Source organism: Maribacter sp. LLG6340-A2 (genome assembly GCF_045057105.1).
In the GTDB taxonomy this organism is placed as follows: domain Bacteria; phylum Bacteroidota; class Bacteroidia; order Flavobacteriales; family Flavobacteriaceae; genus Maribacter.
In genome coordinates, this window is record NZ_CP159332.1 from 1,390,113 (window position 1) to 1,410,563 (window position 20,451).

The window sequence follows — 20,451 nt, forward strand, 5'->3', positions numbered from 1 at the left end:
TGACAAAGCTAATAAAAAACAGAGCGTTAGCGATTATGGTTCCTCCTCTAATTGGGAACTTTTCTCCAAAGTGAAGGAAAACTCCGATCCCACCTCAACGGCACTTTCTACAAAAATTTTCTCCTCGTGGGCTTCAATGACATGTTTTACAATAGCTAGGCCCAATCCTGAACCTCCTTCACGCCTACTACCGCTTTGATCCACCCTATAAAAACGTTCAAAAAGTCTGGGTATGTGTGCTGCCGGTATACCCTCACCATTATCCGTGACCCTCACAATTACTTTATTCTTCACCAAATTCTCCACACTTATTTCCGTGGTCCCGTTTTCATTACCGTATTTAATGGAATTCACCAGTAGGTTGGTCAATACCTGTTGAATTTTTTCCTTATCAGCATACACCAATATTGGTTCTGGGTAAGGAATATCAAAAGTTAAGGTTATATTTTTTTTATCCGCCTTCATTTCCAACAGATCAAAAACACTTTCTATTAATTCTATAATATTGAAGGACTGTTTTTCTAACCGCAGGTCGCCAACTTCCAATTTGGTTATTAGGTCAAGGTCCTTAACAATATAGATCAGACGGTCAACCGCTTTGTTGGCCCTAAAAATATATTTTTTCCGGACGTTCTTATCATTCATGGCACCGTCCAAAAGGGTTTCCAAATATCCCTGAACAGTAAATAACGGCGTCTTCAGCTCATGGGATACATTACCCAAAAAATCCTTTCTATATTCTTCCCGTATTTTTAAAGTGTCGATTTCTATTTTCTTATCCTTGGCAAATTTTTCAATTTCCGCGGTCAATGTACGCATATCCGTAGTTACGGGATAAGATGGCAAGGTGGAAGACTCTAACAGCTCCACATCATCATATATCTTTTTTATTTTTTTATAGATAAACTTATCTATCCTGATCTGTAAGGTAACAAAAGAGGTGATAAAAAGTGTAAGGGCGGTCACTAGAACTACCACCCAGTTTAATTCATTGAAAGACCATAACAAAAATGCCATGACCAATGTACTGATCAAGGCTATATATAAAGAGGAACGAAATGCAAACCGATATGATGTTTTGGAACGTACGGGGGCAGCCATTTAGAGTACAAACTTATATCCTACACCCTTAACCGTCTTAAAATGGTCTTCCCCTATTTTTTCCCTAAGTTTTCTAATATGGACATCAATGGTACGGCCTCCTACGACCACCTCATTGCCCCAGACCTTATCCAATATAACGTCTCTTTTAAATACCTTACTGGGTTTGGAGGTTAACAGCGCCAATAATTCAAATTCTTTTCTAGGTAGTATGATCTCTACCCCTTTCTTAATGATCTTATATTCTTCCCTATTAATAACGATATCTCCTACTTTTACAATATCCTCCTGGGTATTTTCCTCATTCTTAAGACGTCTTAAAAGGGCATTGACCTTACTTACCAGCACCTTTGGCTTTATAGGCTTTGTGATATAGTCATCTGCACCGGCATCAAAACCGGCTACTTGGGAATAATCTTCTCCACGGGCGGTCAAAAATGTGATAATGGTATTCTCCATACCGGGCGTTTTTCTTAATATTTCACAGGCTTCAATACCGTCCATCTCTGGCATCATCACGTCTAAAATAATTAAATGCGGTAATTTTTTCTTTGCCTTGGACACCCCATCCGCTCCGTTCTTAGCGGTATACACATCATACCCTTCCGCAGAAAGGTTATAAGCTACAATTTCAAGAATATCTGGTTCATCGTCAACTAAAAGTATCCTAATATCCTTCTTTTTCATGGTTTTTAAAATAGATTGATTCGCCCAAAAGTAAAGATAATACTATTACCGATAAGGTTGTTAACATTCATTTAATGTAGTAACGTTTACATAACATTAACAAAATAAAGGTTTAACATGGATCTAACCCGAACATTACAACCCATCTCTTTCTTTGCCGTGTTTAATAAACAGCATATTCAATATGCTTATAACACTAATAAAAACAAAAAACAAAATGAAAAAATTAATTTTCTCGCTATTGACAATTATGTCATTTGCTCTTACTTCTTGTAGCAGCGACGATGACACCCCGACTGTTACTGATGACGATCCAGATGTTGAAGAGCCAACAGGTGAAGTAATTACCTTAACCGGTGTTTTAACTGAAGATCAAACATGGGAATCAGAAAACATATATATATTAGATGGTAGAGTTATTGTTGATGAAGGCGTAACCCTTACTATTGAGGCAGGTACTATTATTAAAGGTGAAGAAGGTTTGGAAACTCTTGCTTCTGCACTTGTTGTTGATCAAGGAGCTAAATTAATAGCTGAAGGTACAGCTAGCGAGCCAATTATCTTTACTTCTGTATTGGACGATATCGCTCAAGGCGAGACTACAGGTAGTTTAGACGTTGCAGATACCGGTCTTTGGGGCGGTATTATCATATTAGGTAAAGCTCCTATCTCTGTAAACGGTGATCTTGAAACTGCTCAGATAGAAGGTTTGCCTGCTGATGAGTCTTACGGACAGTACGGTGGTACAGATCCTGCAGATAACTCAGGTAGCCTTAAGTACATCTCTATCCGTCACGGTGGTATCACTATTGGACAGGATAATGAAATAAACGGGTTAACACTTGGTGGTGTTGGTTCTGGTACCGTTATAGAAAATATTGAAGTTGTTGCCAACCAAGATGATGGTATCGAGTGGTTTGGTGGTACTGTTAACGTATCCAACGCTATCGTATGGTCTCAAGGTGATGACGGTTTTGATACCGATCAAGCTTGGAGCGGTACACTTACTAACGGTTTAGTTGTTATGGGTAGCGAGTCTGGTTCTGGTCTTGAGCTTGACGGTCCTGAAGGTAGTGCAGCTACAGAAGGTGGTTTCACAATGGAGAACATTACTCTTATTGGTGCAAACACTTCTAGTAAATATGCTGACTTAAGAGATGGTCTTATCGCCAACCTTAACAATGTTTTCGCTTACGGATTCAATGAAGAAGCTACAGTAAATATCAGTGGTGAAGATTCTGCAACTGAACTTTCTGCAGATCGTATCGCTTTCTCTAACTGGGAGTTTGTACTTCCTGAAGGATTAGTTATCGGTGATATCTTTGCCGGTGATTTCAATGCAGGAGACGAAACTAAATTTACTGACAACGCTACTGCAGTAGGATCAGGTACTGTAGGTGCTGATATTGATGCTTTTTCTTGGACTTTGGCAGCTAGCGAAGGTGCAATTGCTGTTTCACCAGCAGGTGTTACGATCACTAAAACAGGTGTTATCAACTCAGACGAGACTTGGACAGCTGAAAACATCTACATTTTAGATGGTAGAGTTATCGTAAACGAAGGTGCAACCCTTACTATTGAGGCAGGTACTATCATTAAAGGTGAAGAAGGTTTGGAAACTCTTGCTTCTGCACTTGTTATAGATCAAGGCGCTACATTAATAGCTGAAGGTACAGCTAGCGAGCCAATTATCTTTACTTCTGTATTGGACGGTATCTCTCAAGGCGAGACTACAGGTACTTTAGGCGTTGCAGATACAGGTCTTTGGGGCGGTATTATCGTATTAGGTTACGCTCCTATCTCTGTAAACGGTGATCTTGAAACTGCTCAGATTGAAGGTTTACCTGCTGATGAGTCTTACGGACAGTACGGTGGTACAGATCCTGCAGATAGCTCAGGTAGTCTTAAGTACATCTCTATCCGTCACGGTGGTATCACTATTGGACAGGATAATGAAATAAACGGGTTAACACTTGGTGGTGTTGGTTCTGGTACCGTTATAGAAAATATTGAAGTCGTTGCCAACCAAGATGATGGTATCGAGTGGTTTGGTGGTTCTGTTAACGTAACCAACGCTATCGTTTGGTCTCAAGGTGATGACGGTTTTGATACTGATCAAGCTTGGAGCGGTACACTTACCAATGGTGTTGTTGTTATGGGTACCGAGTCTGGTTCTGGTCTTGAACTTGACGGTCCTGAAGGTAGTGCAGCTACGGAAGGTGGTTTCACAATGGAGAACATTACTCTTATAGGCGCTGGTACTTCTAGTAAATATGCTGACTTAAGAGATGGTCTTATTGCCAACCTTAACAATGTTTTCGCTTACGGATTCAATGCTGAAGCTACAGTAAATATCAGTGGTGAAGATTCTGCAACTGAACTTTCTGCAGATCGTATCACTTTCTCTAACTGGGAAATAGTTCTTCCTGAAGGATTGACAACAATCGGTGAGGTTTTTGCCGGTGACTTCAATGCAGGAGACGAAACCAAATTTACAGAGAACGCAACTGCAGTGCAAACAGGAACTGTAGGTGCTGATTTATCTGCCTTTGCATGGGCTTCGGCTGCAACAGAATTAGGCTTATAATTCTAAAAAACATAAAATAAAAACAATATGTCCAAAGGCTTTAAATAAGCCTTTGGACTATTTTATTAAAAAACTGAGCCTTATAAATTTAAATAAAATGTTGAAAAAATTTCTTTTTGTAACATCCCTTTTACTAGCACAGTGGTCCTTTGCTCAAACCGGTACCATTTCAGGGAAAATGATGGATGGCGAGTTTAATGATGTACTCCCATTTGCCAATGTATTAATACAAGGTACAACAATAGGTTCCTCATCTGACTTTGACGGTATTTATACCCTTGAGGCTGAACCAGGTACCTATACATTGATTTTCTCTTATCTTGGGTATACAACAAAACAAATTTCAGATATTGTAGTTGAAGCCGATAAAACGGTCGAAGTCAATGTAACGTTAGAGCCGGCATCTTCACAATTAGACGAAGTAGTCGTAACTACTACCGTAAGCAAGAACACAGAAGCATCTGTTTTAAATCTTCAGAAAAACTCGGTTACGTTAATGGACGGATTATCACTTGAAGCTATAAAAACTACGGGGGCAAGTAATATTGCTTCCGCTATTAAAAGTGTACCTGGTGTATCTGTACAAGAAGGAAAATATGTATTTGTTAGAGGTTTAGGAGACCGTTATACCAAATCTATCTTAAACGGTATGGACATACCTGGTTTAAATCCGGATAAGAATACGGTGCAAATGGACATTTTCCCTACTAATATCCTAGAAAATGTTATAGTTCTTAAATCTGCGGCCGCAGAATTACCTGCCGATTTTACCGGTGGTGTTGTAAATATCGTTACAAAAGATTTCCCAACTCAAAAACAAATGTCTATTTCAGCTTCTGTTGGCTTTAATCCTGATATGCACTTTAAGGACAACTATGTTACCTATGAAGGTGGCGGAACTGACTTCTTAGGTTTTGACGATGGAACTAGAGACTTACCGATATCTAAAGAAACTGATATTCCTAGTCCTTCCAATTCAGCAGAAAACGGAACTTTAGAAGGCATTACACGTTCATTTAATAAAACACTTGCCACACAAAGAGAAAATTCAAAACCAGATTTCAGCTTAGGATTCAGCTATGGAAATCAGTTTAATGTTGGTGATAACAAACTTGGTTTTATCGCTTCTATAGACCACAAGAACACCACTACATTTTATGAAGGATTTGAAAATGGTATCTACCAAAAAAGTCCAGATTCTGATGTTAATGAATTACGATTTGATAGAATACAACAAGGAGATTTAGGCTCTAATAATGTTTTAACTTCCTTTTTAACAGGCCTGTCTTATAAAACCGGCATGTCAAAATACAAATTGAATTTGTTACACATACAAAATGGAGAAAGTAAAGCAGCATTTTTCAATCAAGAAACACAGCTTTCTAATGATATTGATGTAGTGAAGGATAACTTAGAATATTACGAACGTGCAGTATCTAACCTTTTACTTTCCGGAAAACATACATCTGAAGATGCTTCATTTATAACTGAATGGAGTTTGTCGCCAACCTTGGTAAATGTTAATGACAAAGATGTAAGATTAACTACTTTTATTATTGATCCAGATGGTTTCTCTATTAGCTCAGACGCAGGTTTTCCACAACGCCTTTGGAGAGATCTTAAAGAAATAAATGCTGTTGGAAAAATTGACTTTTCTAAAAGCTATGAAATGTTCGGTAATAAATCTATACTTAAGTTTGGTGGTCTTTATAGCTACAAACAAAGAGAGTATGATATTCAAAACTACAATATAGCCTTCCGTAATTTTGCTACTGCAGATCTAAATGGAAATCCAGATGCAATTTTAGCAGATGAAAATATATGGACAGTAGAAGGTGGTTCCGGAGCCTATATTAGAGGTAATTTTCAGCCTGCTAACAGCTATGATTCCGACCAACAAACTACCGCAGCTTATCTATCTAACGAATTTAAATTTTCTGAAAAATTCAGAGCAGTATTAGGGGTAAGAGCAGAGCAGTTTATAACTCATTTTACCGGTCAAAATAATACAGGCACAGAAGTATATGATGATGTAAAGACCATAGATGAACTAGATTTCTTTCCATCCGCTAATTTAATTTATGGTTTAAAAGAAAATGTAAACTTTAGGGTTTCCTATTCAAAAACTACGGCAAGACCAAGTTTTAAGGAACTTTCTGTTGTTCAAATAACAGATTTGTTAACGGGTAGATTATTTATCGGTAATCCAGAATTAACCCCTACCTATATTGATAATTTTGATTTTAGATTCGAAGTTTTTGGAGATAGAGCCCAAATGGTAGCTTTTAGTAGTTTTTACAAAAAATTCGAAGACCCTATCGAAATTGTTGCCTATAGTAATGTTGCTCCAAACCAAATTACCCCACGTAATGCACCATCTGCAGATGTATTTGGTGTTGAACTTGAAGCACGTAAAAACTTTAATTTTATATCTGAAAGCTTAAGTGATTTAAGTCTTAACTTAAACATATCTGTGATAGACTCTAAAATTGAAATGGCCAAAGGGGAAAATCAAGAATTTGAAACTAGACAGATTTTTGCTAGAGACGGTGAAACTATTGAAGATACCAGACAATTACAAGGTCAGTCTCCTTATTTGATAAACGTTGGCCTAAACTATAACAATAGGGAAAATGGATTTGAAACCGGTCTCTTTTATAATGTTCAAGGTAAAACCTTGGAAATTATCGGTTTCGGTCAAAATGCCGATGTTTTTATTCAGCCATTTAATAGCTTAAACTTTAATATCTCTAAAGAATTTGGAGAAGAGCAACGTTCTAAAGTAAGCTTTAAGGCGAATAACTTACTTGGCGATGAACGAGAAAGTTTATATGAGTCTTTTGGAGGAATCACAAATCGCTCTTCTTTTAGAGATCCAGGATTATCATTCTCTTTAGGATATAGCCTTTCTTTCTAACAAAAAAATATATTCATTAAGAAAAAGCCCGCAAATTGCGGGCTTTTTTGCATTTCATCGAAAAATTTAAAAGAAACGTGCTACTCCCTTGACATTCAGGAATCAATATTCCTATATTTGTGGTATACATTTTGTATGTACATGCGTATGAAGCACCTTTACCTAATCATCTTTTTCCTTTTTGTATCCTTCAGCTATGGGCAAAGCACCCAAAGCAATGGGGATATTGATGGTTTTAGTATGTACCCAAATCCGGTTACAACAGGTAAGGTTTATATTTCCACAAACATCAACGCTCCTAAGGAAATATTCATATATGATGTATTTGGTACATTGTTGCTAAAGACTACTATTCTAGGAAAAGAACTAAATCTTTCTGACCTAGATGCTGGTGTTTATGTACTCCGTGTTCTTGAAAAAGATAAAATGTGCACACGTAAATTAATCATTAAGTAGTTTACTGCTACGTTTTTAACTTTCCTATTAAAAATTCACCCTCGGTAAAATACTCATATTTACGACGAAATACATTTGCTATTTCATTTACCTACACAATCTTGACATTCACAACATTTTCAGACCCTAAGCATAGCTAATAAGTACCTTTACCTTGTTGATCCCAAATCAATTAAAATGAAGAAAATCTACTTTTTGCTATTCATGATGTGTTCCTTTGGCATTTATGCACAGGAAACAATAGACATCAATAATCTGTACAATGATGAAATTGCCGGGTTTAAATTATATCCAAACCCAGTAATTGCAGATGTGGTCTATATCACCACAGAAAAAAACCATGTAAAAGAAGTGAAAATCTATGATGTTTTTGGGGAGTTGGTACTTACAGACAGATTGAACTCTAAAGCCATGAATATTTCTAAGCTTTCTTCTGGGGTATATGTTGTTCAAGTAACCGAAGACGACAAGACCATTACCCGAAAATTAATAGTCAAATAACCGCATATACTATTTTTTACAACGAACCGATAAAATAAATGGGTTCAGTACCTTTGCTTTAAGCGGATAAATTCCATGAAGCAAGACTCTATTTTTGATATACAGGACAGTGAGGATTTTTTGGTCCACAGCCTGCGTATTTTTAATTTTCAATACAAGAATAATCCTGTATATCGTTCTTTTTGCGATTATTTGAATATTAATGCCAGTTCGGTAACGCAACTGGAACAGATCCCTTTTTTACCCATAGAATTTTTTAAGTCCAAAAAAGTGGTAAGTACCACGGACCAGGAAGAAATTATATTTACCAGTAGCGGTACTACAGGCAGCCAAACCAGTAAGCATTATGTTACCGACCTGCAGGTTTATGAACATAGTTACAAAAAGGCTTTTAATCATTTTTACGGCCCCGTTGAGGATTATTGTATACTTGCCCTACTGCCATCCTATTTAGAGCGCACAGGCTCTTCTTTGATTTATATGGCAGATGATTTGATCAAACAATCAAACCACCCTAAAAGCGGCTTCTTTCTAAATGAATACGAACAGCTGTACCGATTATTATTAGAACTTCAAGAATCTGATACCAAAATATTGATTATAGGGGTTTCTTTTGCTTTACTGGAGTTTACAGAGCAATATCAATTAAACTTAGAGCATACCGTAATCATGGAAACCGGGGGCATGAAAGGCCGCCGAAAAGAAATTGTACGCCAAGAATTACATCAATTATTAAAGGATGGTTTTGGGGTTCAGGAGATTCATTCAGAATATGGCATGACAGAGTTACTATCCCAGGCATACTCACAAGGGCAAGGTATTTTTCAATGCCCTCCTTGGATGAACATTTTGGTCCGTGACCCGGAAGACCCGTTAAGTTTTCAGAAAACAGGAAAAAATGGCGGCATCAATATTATTGATTTGGCCAATTTTAATTCATGTTCCTTTATTGCTACCCAAGATTTGGGAAAAATTAATCAAGACGGTACGTTTGAAATTATAGGAAGATTTGACAACTCAGATATTAGGGGTTGCAACCTTATGGTGCTTTAATTCTTACTCAACTTATAATCTAAACCAGGCCCATCACAGGCCATCCATAAGCTAGAAATCGTGGTTGAGGTTCTGTACATCAACAATTCCTTATCATCTCCTGTACAATTACCCGATAACTCTTCTCCTGTATTAAATGTAAGTTCTAGATAGTGGTTGGGGTCTTCATCATATTCAACCACTTCAAAACTACCTGTTGCTTCATACACCACCTCATCAACAGTTCTTGATTTTAAGAACGTACCTTCTGGTGAAAAAATGTAATATTCCTGCCATTCCATTTCATTGCCCGTTGTCTCACTATCTGCAATACTACCGGTCATCTTGACCAACTCCCATTTTTGCTCGGAGAAAACAAATTGGGTAGATTCCAGACCAAAATCATCCTCATTGGAACATGAGACCAACATAAAAAACACAAAAGAAAAAACAGCTAATTTTTTCATAGGACAACAGTTTAAACCTATTAATAAGATACACCAAGATCAAAACGTTGCGTTTATTTAACCTTAAAATTTAAAGGCCTAATATTTTGGCATCCACAAAAAAGGTGGAGTTAACTTCCAACTCATGATCAGAACTTAACAATTCATCGGTAACCGTGTTTAAACGCAAAGAGAATTCGTCTTTTTTAATATATTCCTTTAAATCGGCATCAGAGGTATCCAAACTAATGGTATTACCTACATTTTCTGGAACTTCATTTAAATATGCAATTTGAATTTCTTCTAAACCTTCGGCAGAAATATATACCTCTATCGAATTTAAAAAACTAAAATCGGCCTCGTCTGGAGAAAGAATGACCATTTCCAATTCGGTCAAAGAAATTTCCTCGATAAGGTCTTTTCTGGTATCATTTACCGCAAATTTAGATTCTGAATTTGTTTCGGTCTCTGGGGTAAACACATCAAATGGCAAATCTATCCCAGCCGATGAGGGTATGGTAGCTCTTTGGCTATATTCCATATCAAACTTGGTTAACTCATCTAATTTATCACACGAAGAAAAAATGGCGAATAGACAAATAATTGAAATATACTTCTTAATCATAACTTAGGGGGTTTTATGTTTTATAACGAAGTATCCCCTTAATTATTTTAAAATTAAGGGGATACTTATAGTATACCTGAAGAACTTTTAAAGCGCTCTATTTCCTAGTCCTTAAAGACTAAAACAAAGTAATTTTTCTTACCTCTTTGCAACAACACAAACTTATCGTTAATCAAGTCATTAGAAGTAATTAAAAAATCTTCTTTTACCTTTTCCTTATTTACGGAAATTGAATTTTGTTTCAACTCTCTTCTTGCTTCACCATTAGATCCCAAGAATTTTGTTTTGGCGGACAAGGCACCGATCATATCCAGCCCTTCTACCAATTCTGACTTTGGCAATTCTGCTTGTGGCACACCTTCAAAAATCTCCAAAAAAGTTTTTTCGTTCAAACCTTTTAGATCAGACCCTGTTGATTTTCCAAATAAAATTTCACTGGCACGAACCGCATTATCCAAATCATCTTGTGAATGGACCATTACGGTAACCTCATCTGCCAATCGCTTTTGCAATAATCGCATATGGGGTGCTTCTTGATGTTTCGCAATCAAATCTTCAATCTCTTGCTGACCCAAAAACGTAAATATCTTAATATATTTCTCCGCATCGGTATCTGAAGTGTTCAACCAATACTGATAAAATTTATAGGGAGAGGTGCGCTCGGCATCCAACCAAATATTACCACCTTCTGTCTTACCGAATTTTGTGCCGTCTGCCTTTGTAATAAGCGGACAGGTAAGGGCATACCCTTTTCCCACGGCAATTCTTCTAATGAGTTCCGTACCTGTTGTAATATTGCCCCATTGATCACTACCGCCCATTTGAAGGCTACAATTGTGCTCACGGTATAAATGCAAAAAGTCATAGCCCTGAACCAGTTGATAGGTAAACTCCGTAAAGGACATACCTTCCTTGGCTTCTACGGATAAGCGTTTTTTGACCGAATCCTTGGACATCATGTAATTTACGGTGATATGTTTGCCCACATCCCTAATAAACTCCAAAAAAGAGAAATTCTTCATCCAGTCATAGTTATTGACCAAGACCGCCGCGTTTTCACCATCTACGGCAAAATCCAAAAAGCGGGACAATTGCTCCTTAAGGGCGTTTTCATTATGACGTAATGTTTTTTCATCAAGTAAATTACGCTCGGCAGATTTTCCCGATGGATCCCCGATCATACCCGTAGCACCACCGATCAATGCATAAGGTTTATGCCCTGCCAACTGAAAGTGGCGCAGCATCATTACCCCAACCAAATGACCTATATGTAAAGAATCTGCTGTTGGATCTATACCAACATAGGCAGCCTGCATTCCTTCCATTAGATGTTCTTCTGTTCCCGGCATTGCATCATGCAACATTCCACGCCATTGTAACTCCTTGACAAAATTTGTTGTCATTGTATTCTAAATTTTAATTGAATTGCAAATATAAATGGAATTCTTGCCAGTACACAGTAGAACAAAGCATGAATTTATCGGCTTGTATTCCCTAACTTTGAAATATGGTATTAGTAACGGGAAGCACAGGTCTTGTTGGGTCGCATTTGCTATTAAAATTAGTTGAGGAAAATGTACCTGTACGTGCATTATATAGATCCGATACCAAATTAAATCAAGCAAAAAAGACTTTTTCCTATTACAGCGAAAATGCTACAGCCCTTATGGACAGTATTGATTGGGTGGTGGGTGATATTTTGGATATACCATCATTAGATGAAGCCTTCCAGAACGTAACCCATGTATACCACTGTGCCGCGTTGATTTCCTTTAGCCCTGCCGATTTTAATGTATTAGACCGTGTAAACAGAGAGGGTACGGCCAATATAGTTAATATGTGCATAACCAAAAATATACAGAAATTATGCTATGTAAGTACTATTGGCACCATAGGTAGAAATGCTGAAAGAAATTTAGTAGACGAAGAAACGGAATTTAACCGTCAACATGCCAACCCCTATGCCATTACCAAACATTTGGCAGAAATGGAAGTATGGCGTGGCGCACAGGAACAACTACCAATTGTTATTGTTAACCCTGGAGTAATCCTTGGACCCGGTCATTGGGAAAAAGGCAGCGGCTCATTTTTTAAAACGGCTTTTAAAAATTACCCCTATTATCCACCTGGTGGTTCTGGTTTTGTTTCGGTTACCGATGTAACCACCACAATGGTTCAACTTATGAATTCCACTATTGTTGGGGAACGATATATTTTAGTGGCAGCTAACAAAACATATCAAGAGATTTTAGGAATGATATCCAATGCGATGGAGAAAAAGGCTCCACGTAAAAAGATACACTTATGGCAACTTCACATTGGAAAATATTTTGATCGCCTAAGGAATTTACTAACAAGAAAACCAAGAACCATTACCAATAGCACTATACACGGATTGATGCACCCCACAAAATTTGATAATTCAAAGATCAAAAATGCTTTGAACTATACTTTTGAACCCTTGGAAAAAACCATAGCTTTTTCCTCCAAAATTTTTTTAAAAGAACATCCTTGAGAAGCTTGTGCTAATTTTCTACTGCTTCTCTATTTTTAGGACTGTTTTTCAATAAGTTTAGACTATCCTTTACTTTTTTTGCAGCCTCAACCTCTTCGCGTTGTTGTTCTAAACCGGCCTCTACTTGCTTGTACAAAGATTCATACTCTAACGGTAAAGACGCATAATAGCGATCACTATCTACAAACTGTGCGCTATCTATTTCATACTTCTCAAATATAAATGTAGTAGGTTCTATGCCGTTATCCTTTAACTTTCCTAAATTGGTGCCCTTGGCCGCATTTACAATGGCCATATCTTTCAATATCATCACCATTTTATCCTTTGGTATGAGATTATCCGGCTTTTCAATTAGTTTTTCGGCGCAGGATATGCAAAGTAGCACCAGCAGTATTGTTCCTATGTATTTTTTCATGGCCTATTGTAGGTTAATCTTTTGGCGTTCCGTACTTCTGAAAACTTTCCGTTACTGTAGCCTAAATGTCCGTTAATAAAGGTATGAACCACTTTTGAAGAAAATTCCACTCCATTAAAAGGAGACCATTGGCATTTGTATGCAATATTATCCTTGGTTACTGTCCATGCATCGTTTAAATTGGCAACCACCAAATCTGCATAATACCCTTCTCTGATATACCCACGTTTTTTAATCTGGAATAATATAGCCGGATTATGACACATTTTCTGCACTACTTTTTCCAATGAAATGACCCCTTGTGCAACTTTCTCCAACATAGCCGGTAAGGCATGTTGCACCAATGGTCCGCCGGATGGTGCCTTAGTGTAAACATTATTTTTTTCTTCCAATAGATGCGGTGCGTGATCCGTTGCTATAACGTCTAACCTATCATCTAAAAGTGCTTTCCATAACAAATCTCGATCATTGGCCGTTTTTACCGCGGGATTCCATTTTATGAACGACCCTTTCTCATTATAATCTTCATCAGAAAACCATAAATGATGAATACAAACCTCTGCCGTTATTTTCTTTTCTTCCAACGGAATATCATTACGGAACAAATCTGTTTCCTTTCCCGTAGATAAGTGGAATACATGTAAGCGCGCTCCTGTCTTCTTTGCCAAGGCTATGGCTCTAGAAGAAGATAAATAACATGCTTCCTCACTTCTTATTACAGGGTGATATCTCATGGGGATATCATCACCAAACTCTGACTTATATTTGGCCAGGTTCTCACGAATTGTGGTTTCATCCTCACAATGTGCAGAAATAACCATTTCCGTATTACTGAAAATGTTTTCTATGACCTTTTCATCATCTACCAACATATTCCCAGTAGAGGATCCTAGAAATAATTTAATTCCTGAACAGGCATTCTTATCCAAGCGCTTTAATTCCTCTAGGTTATCATTGGTACCCCCAAATAAAAATGAATAATTGGCAAAAGATGAGTTTGCCGCGATTTGAAATTTTCTCTCAAGTTTTTCTATGGTGGTGGTTTGCGGAGTGGTATTTGGTTGCTCCATATAAGTAGTGATACCGCCTGCCAATGCCGCTCTACTCTCCGTGGCAATTGTACCCTTATGGGTTAAACCTGGCTCCCTAAAATGAACTTGATCGTCAATAACACCCGGCAGAATATGTAACCCTTGCACATCTATTACTTCTGCATTGGCATCCGTTATATCCTTTGCAATTTTTACGATTAAGTCATTTTCGATCAATATATCATTTTCCTCAATGACAACTTCATTAACGATAGTACCGTTTTTTAAAAGAATTTTACCCATATTAAAATTTATTTCTAAGAAAAAGGCTTCTCATTTTCATCACTAAAACACCCCATATAGCCTCACTTATGATTGATGAGCTCATTTTTGATTTACCCAACACACGATCCCTAAAGATGATAGAGACTTCCTCTATCCTGAATTTTTTTAAGTAGGCCCTAAATTTCATTTCTATTTGAAAAGCATACCCTACAAAACGTACGGAATCCAAATCAATAGCTTCTAAAACCTCTCTTTTATAACATACAAACCCGGCCGTAGGATCATGTACCCGCATGCCCGTTATCAACTTAACATAAAATGAAGCACCATAGGATAGTAATACCCTATGCAGTGGCCAATCTACCACATTGACCCCTTTTTTATATCGTGAACCAACCGCTACATCTGCCCCTTCAATACACGCCCTTTGTAATCTGATCAAATCTGAAGGTGTATGTGAAAAATCCGCATCCATTTCAAAAATATAATCATAGCCCTTAGCAATTGCCCATTTAAAGCCATGAATATATGCCGTACCCAATCCTGATTTTTCCGTTCTTGTTTCCAAAAATAGCTGGTCCTTGAACGCTGTTTGTAGTTCCGTTACCTTTTTTCCTGTTTGGTCTGGAGAATTATCGTCCACGATCAATACATGAAAACCTTTTTGCAAATTAAACACCGCCCTAATGATGGCCTCAACATTTTCAATTTCATTATAGGTGGGAATAATTACAAGACTTTTGGCCATATGATATGCAAAATATTTTCACAAAAGTAAGGTTTTAATAATCGTATTAAAACGGGCAGTGCTACCTTTATGATTTTTTTAGACCGGGCACATCACCTTAAATTTGTAATTTTGCGCACAAGTATCCTATGCGAATGTTAACTAAAATTCCTAAGCAGTTCTATTTTTTTCTAGCTGCCCTTTTTATACTTAATCTTATACAATCCAATTTTACGCAGCTCATCTTTGATGAAGCTTATTATTGGTACTACAGCCAAAATATGGCGTGGGGGTATTTTGATCACCCACCAATGGTGGCTTTAATGGTTAAAATAAGTAGTTTATTCTTTGACGGCGAATTAGGGGTAAGATTTGTTAGTTGCCTATTATCGTCTATAAATATAGTCTTGCTATGGCTAATGATAGACCACCCTAAAAAGAATGATTATATAGCTCATTTCTTTGTTCTGGTATTTTCCATGACTTTGCTCAATGCCTATGGTTTTTTTACTTTACCAGACACTCCCCTTCTATTTTTTACCAGTTGCTTTTTATTGACTTACAAGCATTTTATAAAAAAGGAGAGCTTGGTCTTAGCACTGCTTCTGGGCATTTTCATGGCGGCACTCATGTATAGTAAATACCATGCGGTACTGGTCATTTTTTTTGTTCTTCTATCAAATCTAAAATTAACGACCAATTCCTATGCGTGGTTAGCGGTAATCATTGCCCTTTTTTGTTATGCCCCTCATTTTTATTGGTTGTACGACAATGATTTTGTCTCCATAAAATATCATTTGTATGAAAGGCCCAACGGAGCTTATAGTTTTGAAAAATATACATTGGGCTTTTTTGTAAACTTGGTGGCCGTTTTTGGACTCACCTTCCCTTTTATCTATAAGGCCCTATTGAAAACCAAAGGAACCGACCTTTTCAACAAAGCATTGATTTACCTTACCTATGGGGTAATTTTATTCTTTTTCATCTCTAGTTTTAATAGACGAATACAGACACAATGGATTATTATAATCTGCATACCGTTGGCCGTAATCGCCTTTAATTATATGATGAACAATAAACAGGCATTAAAATGGATTTTTAGATTGGGACTAATTAATGTTATCCTGATTTCCTACTTAAGAGTAGGACTTGTTCACCAACCGCTTCTGTTTAATTTTTATTATGAAAGCCATGGCAATATAGCTTGGGCCAATGCCATTAAAAAGGAAGCTGGCAACAAACCTGTAGTCTTTGAAAATTCTTACCGTAATGCTCCTATGTATTCCTTTTACACGAATGGAAGCCCAACGTTTTCTTTAAACAATTATATGTACAGGAAAAATCAATACAGCATTGACGATTCTGAAGAAATGGTACGTGGAAACGATATTACCTATGTCTCTAAATACATTAATGACTTTTCTTTCTCATACCAAAGAGAAGATGGTGGTTTATATAAAGGAAAATTCATTTCTAATTTTCAATCCTATCGTAAGGTGGAATGTATTATTGAAGAACAGGAGATTTCACTAAATTCAGATTCCGCTATTGAACTTTTTGTCCATAACCCCTATGATCAAAGTATTGATTTGCAAAATCTAAGATTTGGAATTACCTATATGGATCCCTACAAAACACCCATACAGACACTGGGTATAAAACCTACCCCATTAAATCAAAATACCCAAAAACTAAAGGCTAAGGACACTACGGCATTTAAATTTAGCTTACCTAAGACCCAAAAAGAAAACATTGGTTACTTTAGGGTCGTTATTTCAGAAAACAATCTAATATTTGGATTGAACGGAAAACCTATTCCCATCAACTAATGGAACCGATCAACAGAACAATTATACAAACAGATTGGATTACAATTACGTTATTTACCAGCCTAATTTGTGTACTGATCGCAAAAAGTTTTGATTACACCCGCTTTATCAATTTTATTATTTTGCCTTTTAACAATAAGTATATCACCATGTATACCAAAAAGGAAAAATTGTTTAATTGGTTTCACATTCTTATAAGCTTGTTTCAAATCATCAATACCACTCTTTTTATTTATTTTATTTGGCGCGAATTTTTAAATAGCACTTTACTAAAAAATCCTTTTTTATTCCCCATTCTTTTAATAATTGTTTTTCTGTTCATCACCTTAAAAACTGTAGTACAATTGGCCAATGGATTTGTTTTCAATTCTTACAAAACATTTAATGAGTTGATTTTCAAGAAATTGACATATTTAAATTATTCTGGAATTGTATTATGTATTGCCAATATATTTTTGACCTATGTTTCTATGGATCATAAAATCATCATCATAATAGGTTCTATTCTTTTTTTGGGCATTAATATAATAGGCTGGCTGACAGTACTCAGGAATTATCAAAATTTTATAAGCTCCTATTTCTTCTATTTTATTTTGTACCTTTGCGCACTTGAAATTGCACCCTTAGTTATAATGGGAAGCTTTCTTAAATAGTGCACCATATGAAAGTAAAAACGATTTTAGTCTCTCAGCCAGAGCCGAAAATGGATAACTCCCCCTATTCCAAACTTATTGAAAAGGAGAAAGTAAAGGTTGATTTTAGACCATTCATTCATGTTGAAGCGGTAGATGCCAAAAATGTGCGTCAACAAAAGATAGATTTAAACGATTTTACCGCAATGATTTTAACCAGCAGAAATGCGGTTGATCATTTTTTTAGAATAGCCGAAGAAATGCGCTTTAAGGTTCCGGATTCCATGAAATATTTCTGTCAATCTGAAGCCGTTGCTTATTACCTACAAAAATATGTAGTATACAGAAAGCGCAAGATATATGTAGGCAAACGTTTGTTTACCGACTTGGTACCCTTGATAAAAAAATATAAGGATGAAAAATTTCTTCTTCCTTCTTCTGATGCCCTTAAGCCAGAAGTACCAAAAACATTGGAGTCTCTAGGAATAAATTGGAAGCGGGCCATTTTTTACAAAACGGTAATCAGCGACCTTTCCGATCTTAGAAATGTGTATTATGACATTCTTGTTTTCTTTAGCCCTTCTGGGATAGAATCCTTACTTCAAAATTTCCCAGACTTTGACCAAAAGGATACAAGAATTGCCGTGTTTGGTAATTCTACCGTTGAGGCGGCAACAGGTGCCGGTTTACGAATTGATATCAAAGCTCCTACGCCAGAGACACCATCAATGACCATGGCCCTACAGAAATACATTACCAGCGTAAATAAATAAGATTCCTTTTTATATAAAAAAAGCCTTGCTAATGCAAGGCTTTTTTGTTTTAGAAGGCATATCGTTGTGGTCCTCCCCGTCTTATTTCCTCACTTGCATAACTTTCATATTTTTTAAAGTTTTCCCTAAATGCATTGGTAAGTTTAAACGCTGTTGTATAATATTTTTCATCGTTGTTCCAAGTTGCCCTTGGACTTAGAACAGAGGTTGGTACGCCAGGACATTCTCTTGGTTGTGCTACACCAAATACGGAATGTATATGGTATTTATCATAAGAATATAAGCCCAACTTGCCACTCAATGCAGCAGAAATCATTGCCCTGGTATATTTAAGTTTCATTCGTGTACCAATACCGTACGGACCACCTGTCCACCCAGTGTTTACCAACCAAACATCCACTCCGGATTCCTTCATTTTTTTGCTCAACATTTCTGCATACTTGGTAGGGTGCAAAGGCATAAACGGCGCTCCAAAACATGCTGAAAATGATGGTACGGGTTCTACAACACCAGCTTCTGTACCTGCCACCTTTGCCGTATAACCAGAGATAAAATGGTATGCAGCCTGACTAGGGGTTAATTTGGATATGGGAGGCAGTACACCAAAAGCATCTGCGGTTAAAAAGAAAATATTCTTAACATTCTTACCTATGGATGGCTGCTGAATATTATCAATATGGTGAATTGGATAACTCACCCTTGTATTTTGAGTAATGGAAGTATCGGCAAAATCTACATTACCTTTATCATCCAAAACAACATTTTCCAATATTGCACCGGGCTTAATGGCTCCATAAATTTCTGGTTCTTGTTCCTCGGATAAATTAATAACCTTGGCATAACAACCCCCTTCAAAATTAAATACGGTATTCCTACTTGTCCACCCATGTTCATCATCACCAATTAATTTTCTGTTGGGGTCGGTTGACAAGGTTGTTTTACCCGTGCCCGATAATCCAAAGAATATAGCGGTATCACCATCCTTACCAACATTTGCAGAGCAGTGCATTGGCAATGTTTCCTTGTACACAGGAAGAATAAAATTAAGGGCGGAAAAAATTCCTTTTTTAATTTCACCCGTATAACCGGTTCCTCCAATTAAGGCAATTTTCTCCGTGAAGTTCAAAATAGCAAAATTATGCTGCCTTGTTCCATCAACGGCGGCATCTGCCATAAACCCGGGAGCATTTATAACCGTCCACTCAGGAGTAAAATCCTCAAGTTCAGTTTCAGTGGGTCTTAAAAACATGTTATAGGCAAACATATTGGACCAGGGATATTCATTGATTACCCTAATATTCAACCTATAATCTTGGTCTGCACAAGCATAACTATCGCGTACAAAAAGCTCTTTCTCATTTAAATAAGCAATTACTTTTTTATATAATGCATCAAATTTTTCACTTTCAAAAGCGATATTAATTGGTCCCCACCATACTTTATCTTTGGTGATGTCATCCTTTACGATGAAGCGATCCATTGGTGACCTACCAGTAAACTCCCCTGTGTTTACCGCTAAGGTTCCGTTATTGGTTTCAACGCCCATATTTTTTTCAATGGTTGCCTTTTGAAGTTGTTCAGGGTCTTCTTGATAATGAAAATTGGCGTGTAAAATCCCATATTGTTTTAAGGAAATGGTATTCGCATTTGTTGCTGAGCTTTTCATGTTTTAGAAAATTAGTTCACGTAAAACTAAAAAAATTAAAGGTGAACCCTTGAAATTCAGCGCTTAATTAGCCTTTATACCCGTCGAAATACGAATTCTATGAAAGAATGGATAAAAAGGAAAAATATTCATAGATCATTTATTCCAAATATTAAATTATTCTAACTAAACAATAGGTATTAATATATAATTCGTGATTTTGATTAAAAATTTTAATAAATAAGCA

At 36.8% G+C, this 20,451-nt stretch carries 18 protein-coding genes; 9 read left to right on the forward strand and 9 right to left on the reverse strand.

Translation table 11 applies throughout. From position 1 onward, the window contains the following. Positions 1 to 33: 33 nt before the first annotated feature. Positions 34 to 1,101, reverse strand: coding sequence for a sensor histidine kinase (locus ABVM52_RS05825; RefSeq protein ID WP_405384469.1), 1,068 nt, complete (start codon positions 1,099 to 1,101; stop codon positions 34 to 36). Continuing rightward, positions 1,102 to 1,788, reverse strand: coding sequence for a response regulator transcription factor (locus ABVM52_RS05830; protein WP_405384470.1), 687 nt, complete (start codon positions 1,786 to 1,788; stop codon positions 1,102 to 1,104). A gap of 217 nt (positions 1,789 to 2,005) precedes the next feature. Here ABVM52_RS05830 and ABVM52_RS05835 point away from each other — a divergent pair, with 217 nt between their 5' ends. From ABVM52_RS05835 to ABVM52_RS05855, 5 genes are all read left to right on the forward strand, one after another. After that, on the forward strand, positions 2,006 to 4,375 hold the full coding sequence (locus ABVM52_RS05835; protein WP_405384471.1) for a hypothetical protein: 2,370 nt from the start codon (positions 2,006 to 2,008) through the stop codon (positions 4,373 to 4,375). Positions 4,376 to 4,472: 97 nt separating this feature from the next. Then, entirely contained in the window at positions 4,473 to 7,292 is a 2,820-nt protein-coding gene (locus ABVM52_RS05840) for a TonB-dependent receptor domain-containing protein (protein ID WP_405384472.1), read from the forward strand. Positions 7,293 to 7,439: 147 nt separating this feature from the next. Further along, complete coding sequence (locus ABVM52_RS05845) at positions 7,440 to 7,748, forward strand: T9SS type A sorting domain-containing protein (RefSeq protein WP_405384473.1); 309 nt, start codon at positions 7,440 to 7,442, stop codon at positions 7,746 to 7,748. A 177-nt stretch (positions 7,749 to 7,925) separates the two neighbouring features. Further along, positions 7,926 to 8,249 (forward strand): T9SS type A sorting domain-containing protein, encoded by a 324-nt coding sequence (locus ABVM52_RS05850; RefSeq protein WP_405384474.1) that lies wholly within the window; start codon positions 7,926 to 7,928, stop codon positions 8,247 to 8,249. Between the two features lie 75 nt (positions 8,250 to 8,324). Next, positions 8,325 to 9,302: an acyl transferase gene (locus ABVM52_RS05855; RefSeq protein ID WP_405384475.1), complete on the forward strand. Its 978-nt coding sequence runs from the start codon at positions 8,325 to 8,327 to the stop codon at positions 9,300 to 9,302. On the opposite strand, the gene ABVM52_RS05860 is transcribed toward ABVM52_RS05855, so the two are convergent. From ABVM52_RS05860 to tyrS, 3 genes are all read right to left on the reverse strand, one after another. Next, positions 9,299 to 9,748, reverse strand: coding sequence for a hypothetical protein (locus ABVM52_RS05860; protein ID WP_405384476.1), 450 nt, complete (start codon positions 9,746 to 9,748; stop codon positions 9,299 to 9,301). The two genes, ABVM52_RS05855 and ABVM52_RS05860, sit on opposite strands and share 4 nt — an antisense overlap. Positions 9,749 to 9,818: 70 nt before the next feature. After that, a complete protein-coding gene (locus ABVM52_RS05865; RefSeq protein WP_405384477.1) occupies positions 9,819 to 10,352 on the reverse strand; it encodes a hypothetical protein in 534 nt (177 codons plus the stop codon). Positions 10,353 to 10,456: 104 nt separating this feature from the next. Next, positions 10,457 to 11,755, reverse strand: coding sequence for a tyrosine--tRNA ligase (tyrS, locus tag ABVM52_RS05870; RefSeq protein WP_405384478.1), 1,299 nt, complete (start codon positions 11,753 to 11,755; stop codon positions 10,457 to 10,459). A 104-nt stretch (positions 11,756 to 11,859) separates the two neighbouring features. Here tyrS and ABVM52_RS05875 point away from each other — a divergent pair, with 104 nt between their 5' ends. Next, on the forward strand, positions 11,860 to 12,867 hold the full coding sequence (locus ABVM52_RS05875) for an NAD-dependent epimerase/dehydratase family protein (RefSeq protein WP_405384479.1): 1,008 nt from the start codon (positions 11,860 to 11,862) through the stop codon (positions 12,865 to 12,867). A gap of 10 nt (positions 12,868 to 12,877) precedes the next feature. Here ABVM52_RS05875 and ABVM52_RS05880 read toward each other — a convergent pair whose 3' ends face one another. From ABVM52_RS05880 to ABVM52_RS05890, 3 genes are read right to left on the reverse strand one after another with little or no spacing between them, the layout of a single operon-like run. Then, positions 12,878 to 13,282 carry a DUF4296 domain-containing protein gene (locus ABVM52_RS05880; protein WP_405384480.1) on the reverse strand — a complete coding sequence of 135 codons (405 nt, stop codon included), beginning with the start codon at positions 13,280 to 13,282 and terminating at the stop codon, positions 12,878 to 12,880. Beyond that, complete coding sequence (locus ABVM52_RS05885) at positions 13,279 to 14,616, reverse strand: dihydroorotase (RefSeq protein WP_405384481.1); 1,338 nt, start codon at positions 14,614 to 14,616, stop codon at positions 13,279 to 13,281. The genes ABVM52_RS05880 and ABVM52_RS05885 overlap by 4 nt, the downstream gene beginning before the upstream one ends. Position 14,617: 1 nt before the next feature. Further along, entirely contained in the window at positions 14,618 to 15,346 is a 729-nt protein-coding gene (locus ABVM52_RS05890) for a polyprenol monophosphomannose synthase (protein ID WP_405384482.1), read from the reverse strand. A 134-nt stretch (positions 15,347 to 15,480) separates the two neighbouring features. Here ABVM52_RS05890 and ABVM52_RS05895 point away from each other — a divergent pair, with 134 nt between their 5' ends. Genes ABVM52_RS05895 through ABVM52_RS05905 form a run of 3 tightly spaced genes read left to right on the forward strand, consistent with a single transcriptional unit; the run spans position 15,481 to position 18,559 of the window. Further along, the gene (locus ABVM52_RS05895; protein ID WP_405384483.1) at positions 15,481 to 17,154 is read left to right on the forward strand and encodes an ArnT family glycosyltransferase; all 1,674 of its coding nucleotides are present in this window, start codon (positions 15,481 to 15,483) and stop codon (positions 17,152 to 17,154) included. Beyond that, positions 17,154 to 17,807 (forward strand): DUF4271 domain-containing protein, encoded by a 654-nt coding sequence (locus ABVM52_RS05900; protein WP_405384484.1) that lies wholly within the window; start codon positions 17,154 to 17,156, stop codon positions 17,805 to 17,807. Before ABVM52_RS05895 ends, ABVM52_RS05900 begins: the two co-directional genes overlap by 1 nt. Positions 17,808 to 17,815: 8 nt before the next feature. After that, the gene (locus tag ABVM52_RS05905) at positions 17,816 to 18,559 is read left to right on the forward strand and encodes a uroporphyrinogen-III synthase (protein ID WP_405384485.1); all 744 of its coding nucleotides are present in this window, start codon (positions 17,816 to 17,818) and stop codon (positions 18,557 to 18,559) included. Positions 18,560 to 18,608: 49 nt separating this feature from the next. Here ABVM52_RS05905 and pckA read toward each other — a convergent pair whose 3' ends face one another. Continuing rightward, complete coding sequence (pckA, locus tag ABVM52_RS05910; protein WP_405384486.1) at positions 18,609 to 20,225, reverse strand: phosphoenolpyruvate carboxykinase (ATP); 1,617 nt, start codon at positions 20,223 to 20,225, stop codon at positions 18,609 to 18,611. Between the last annotated feature and the right edge of the window lie 226 nt (positions 20,226 to 20,451).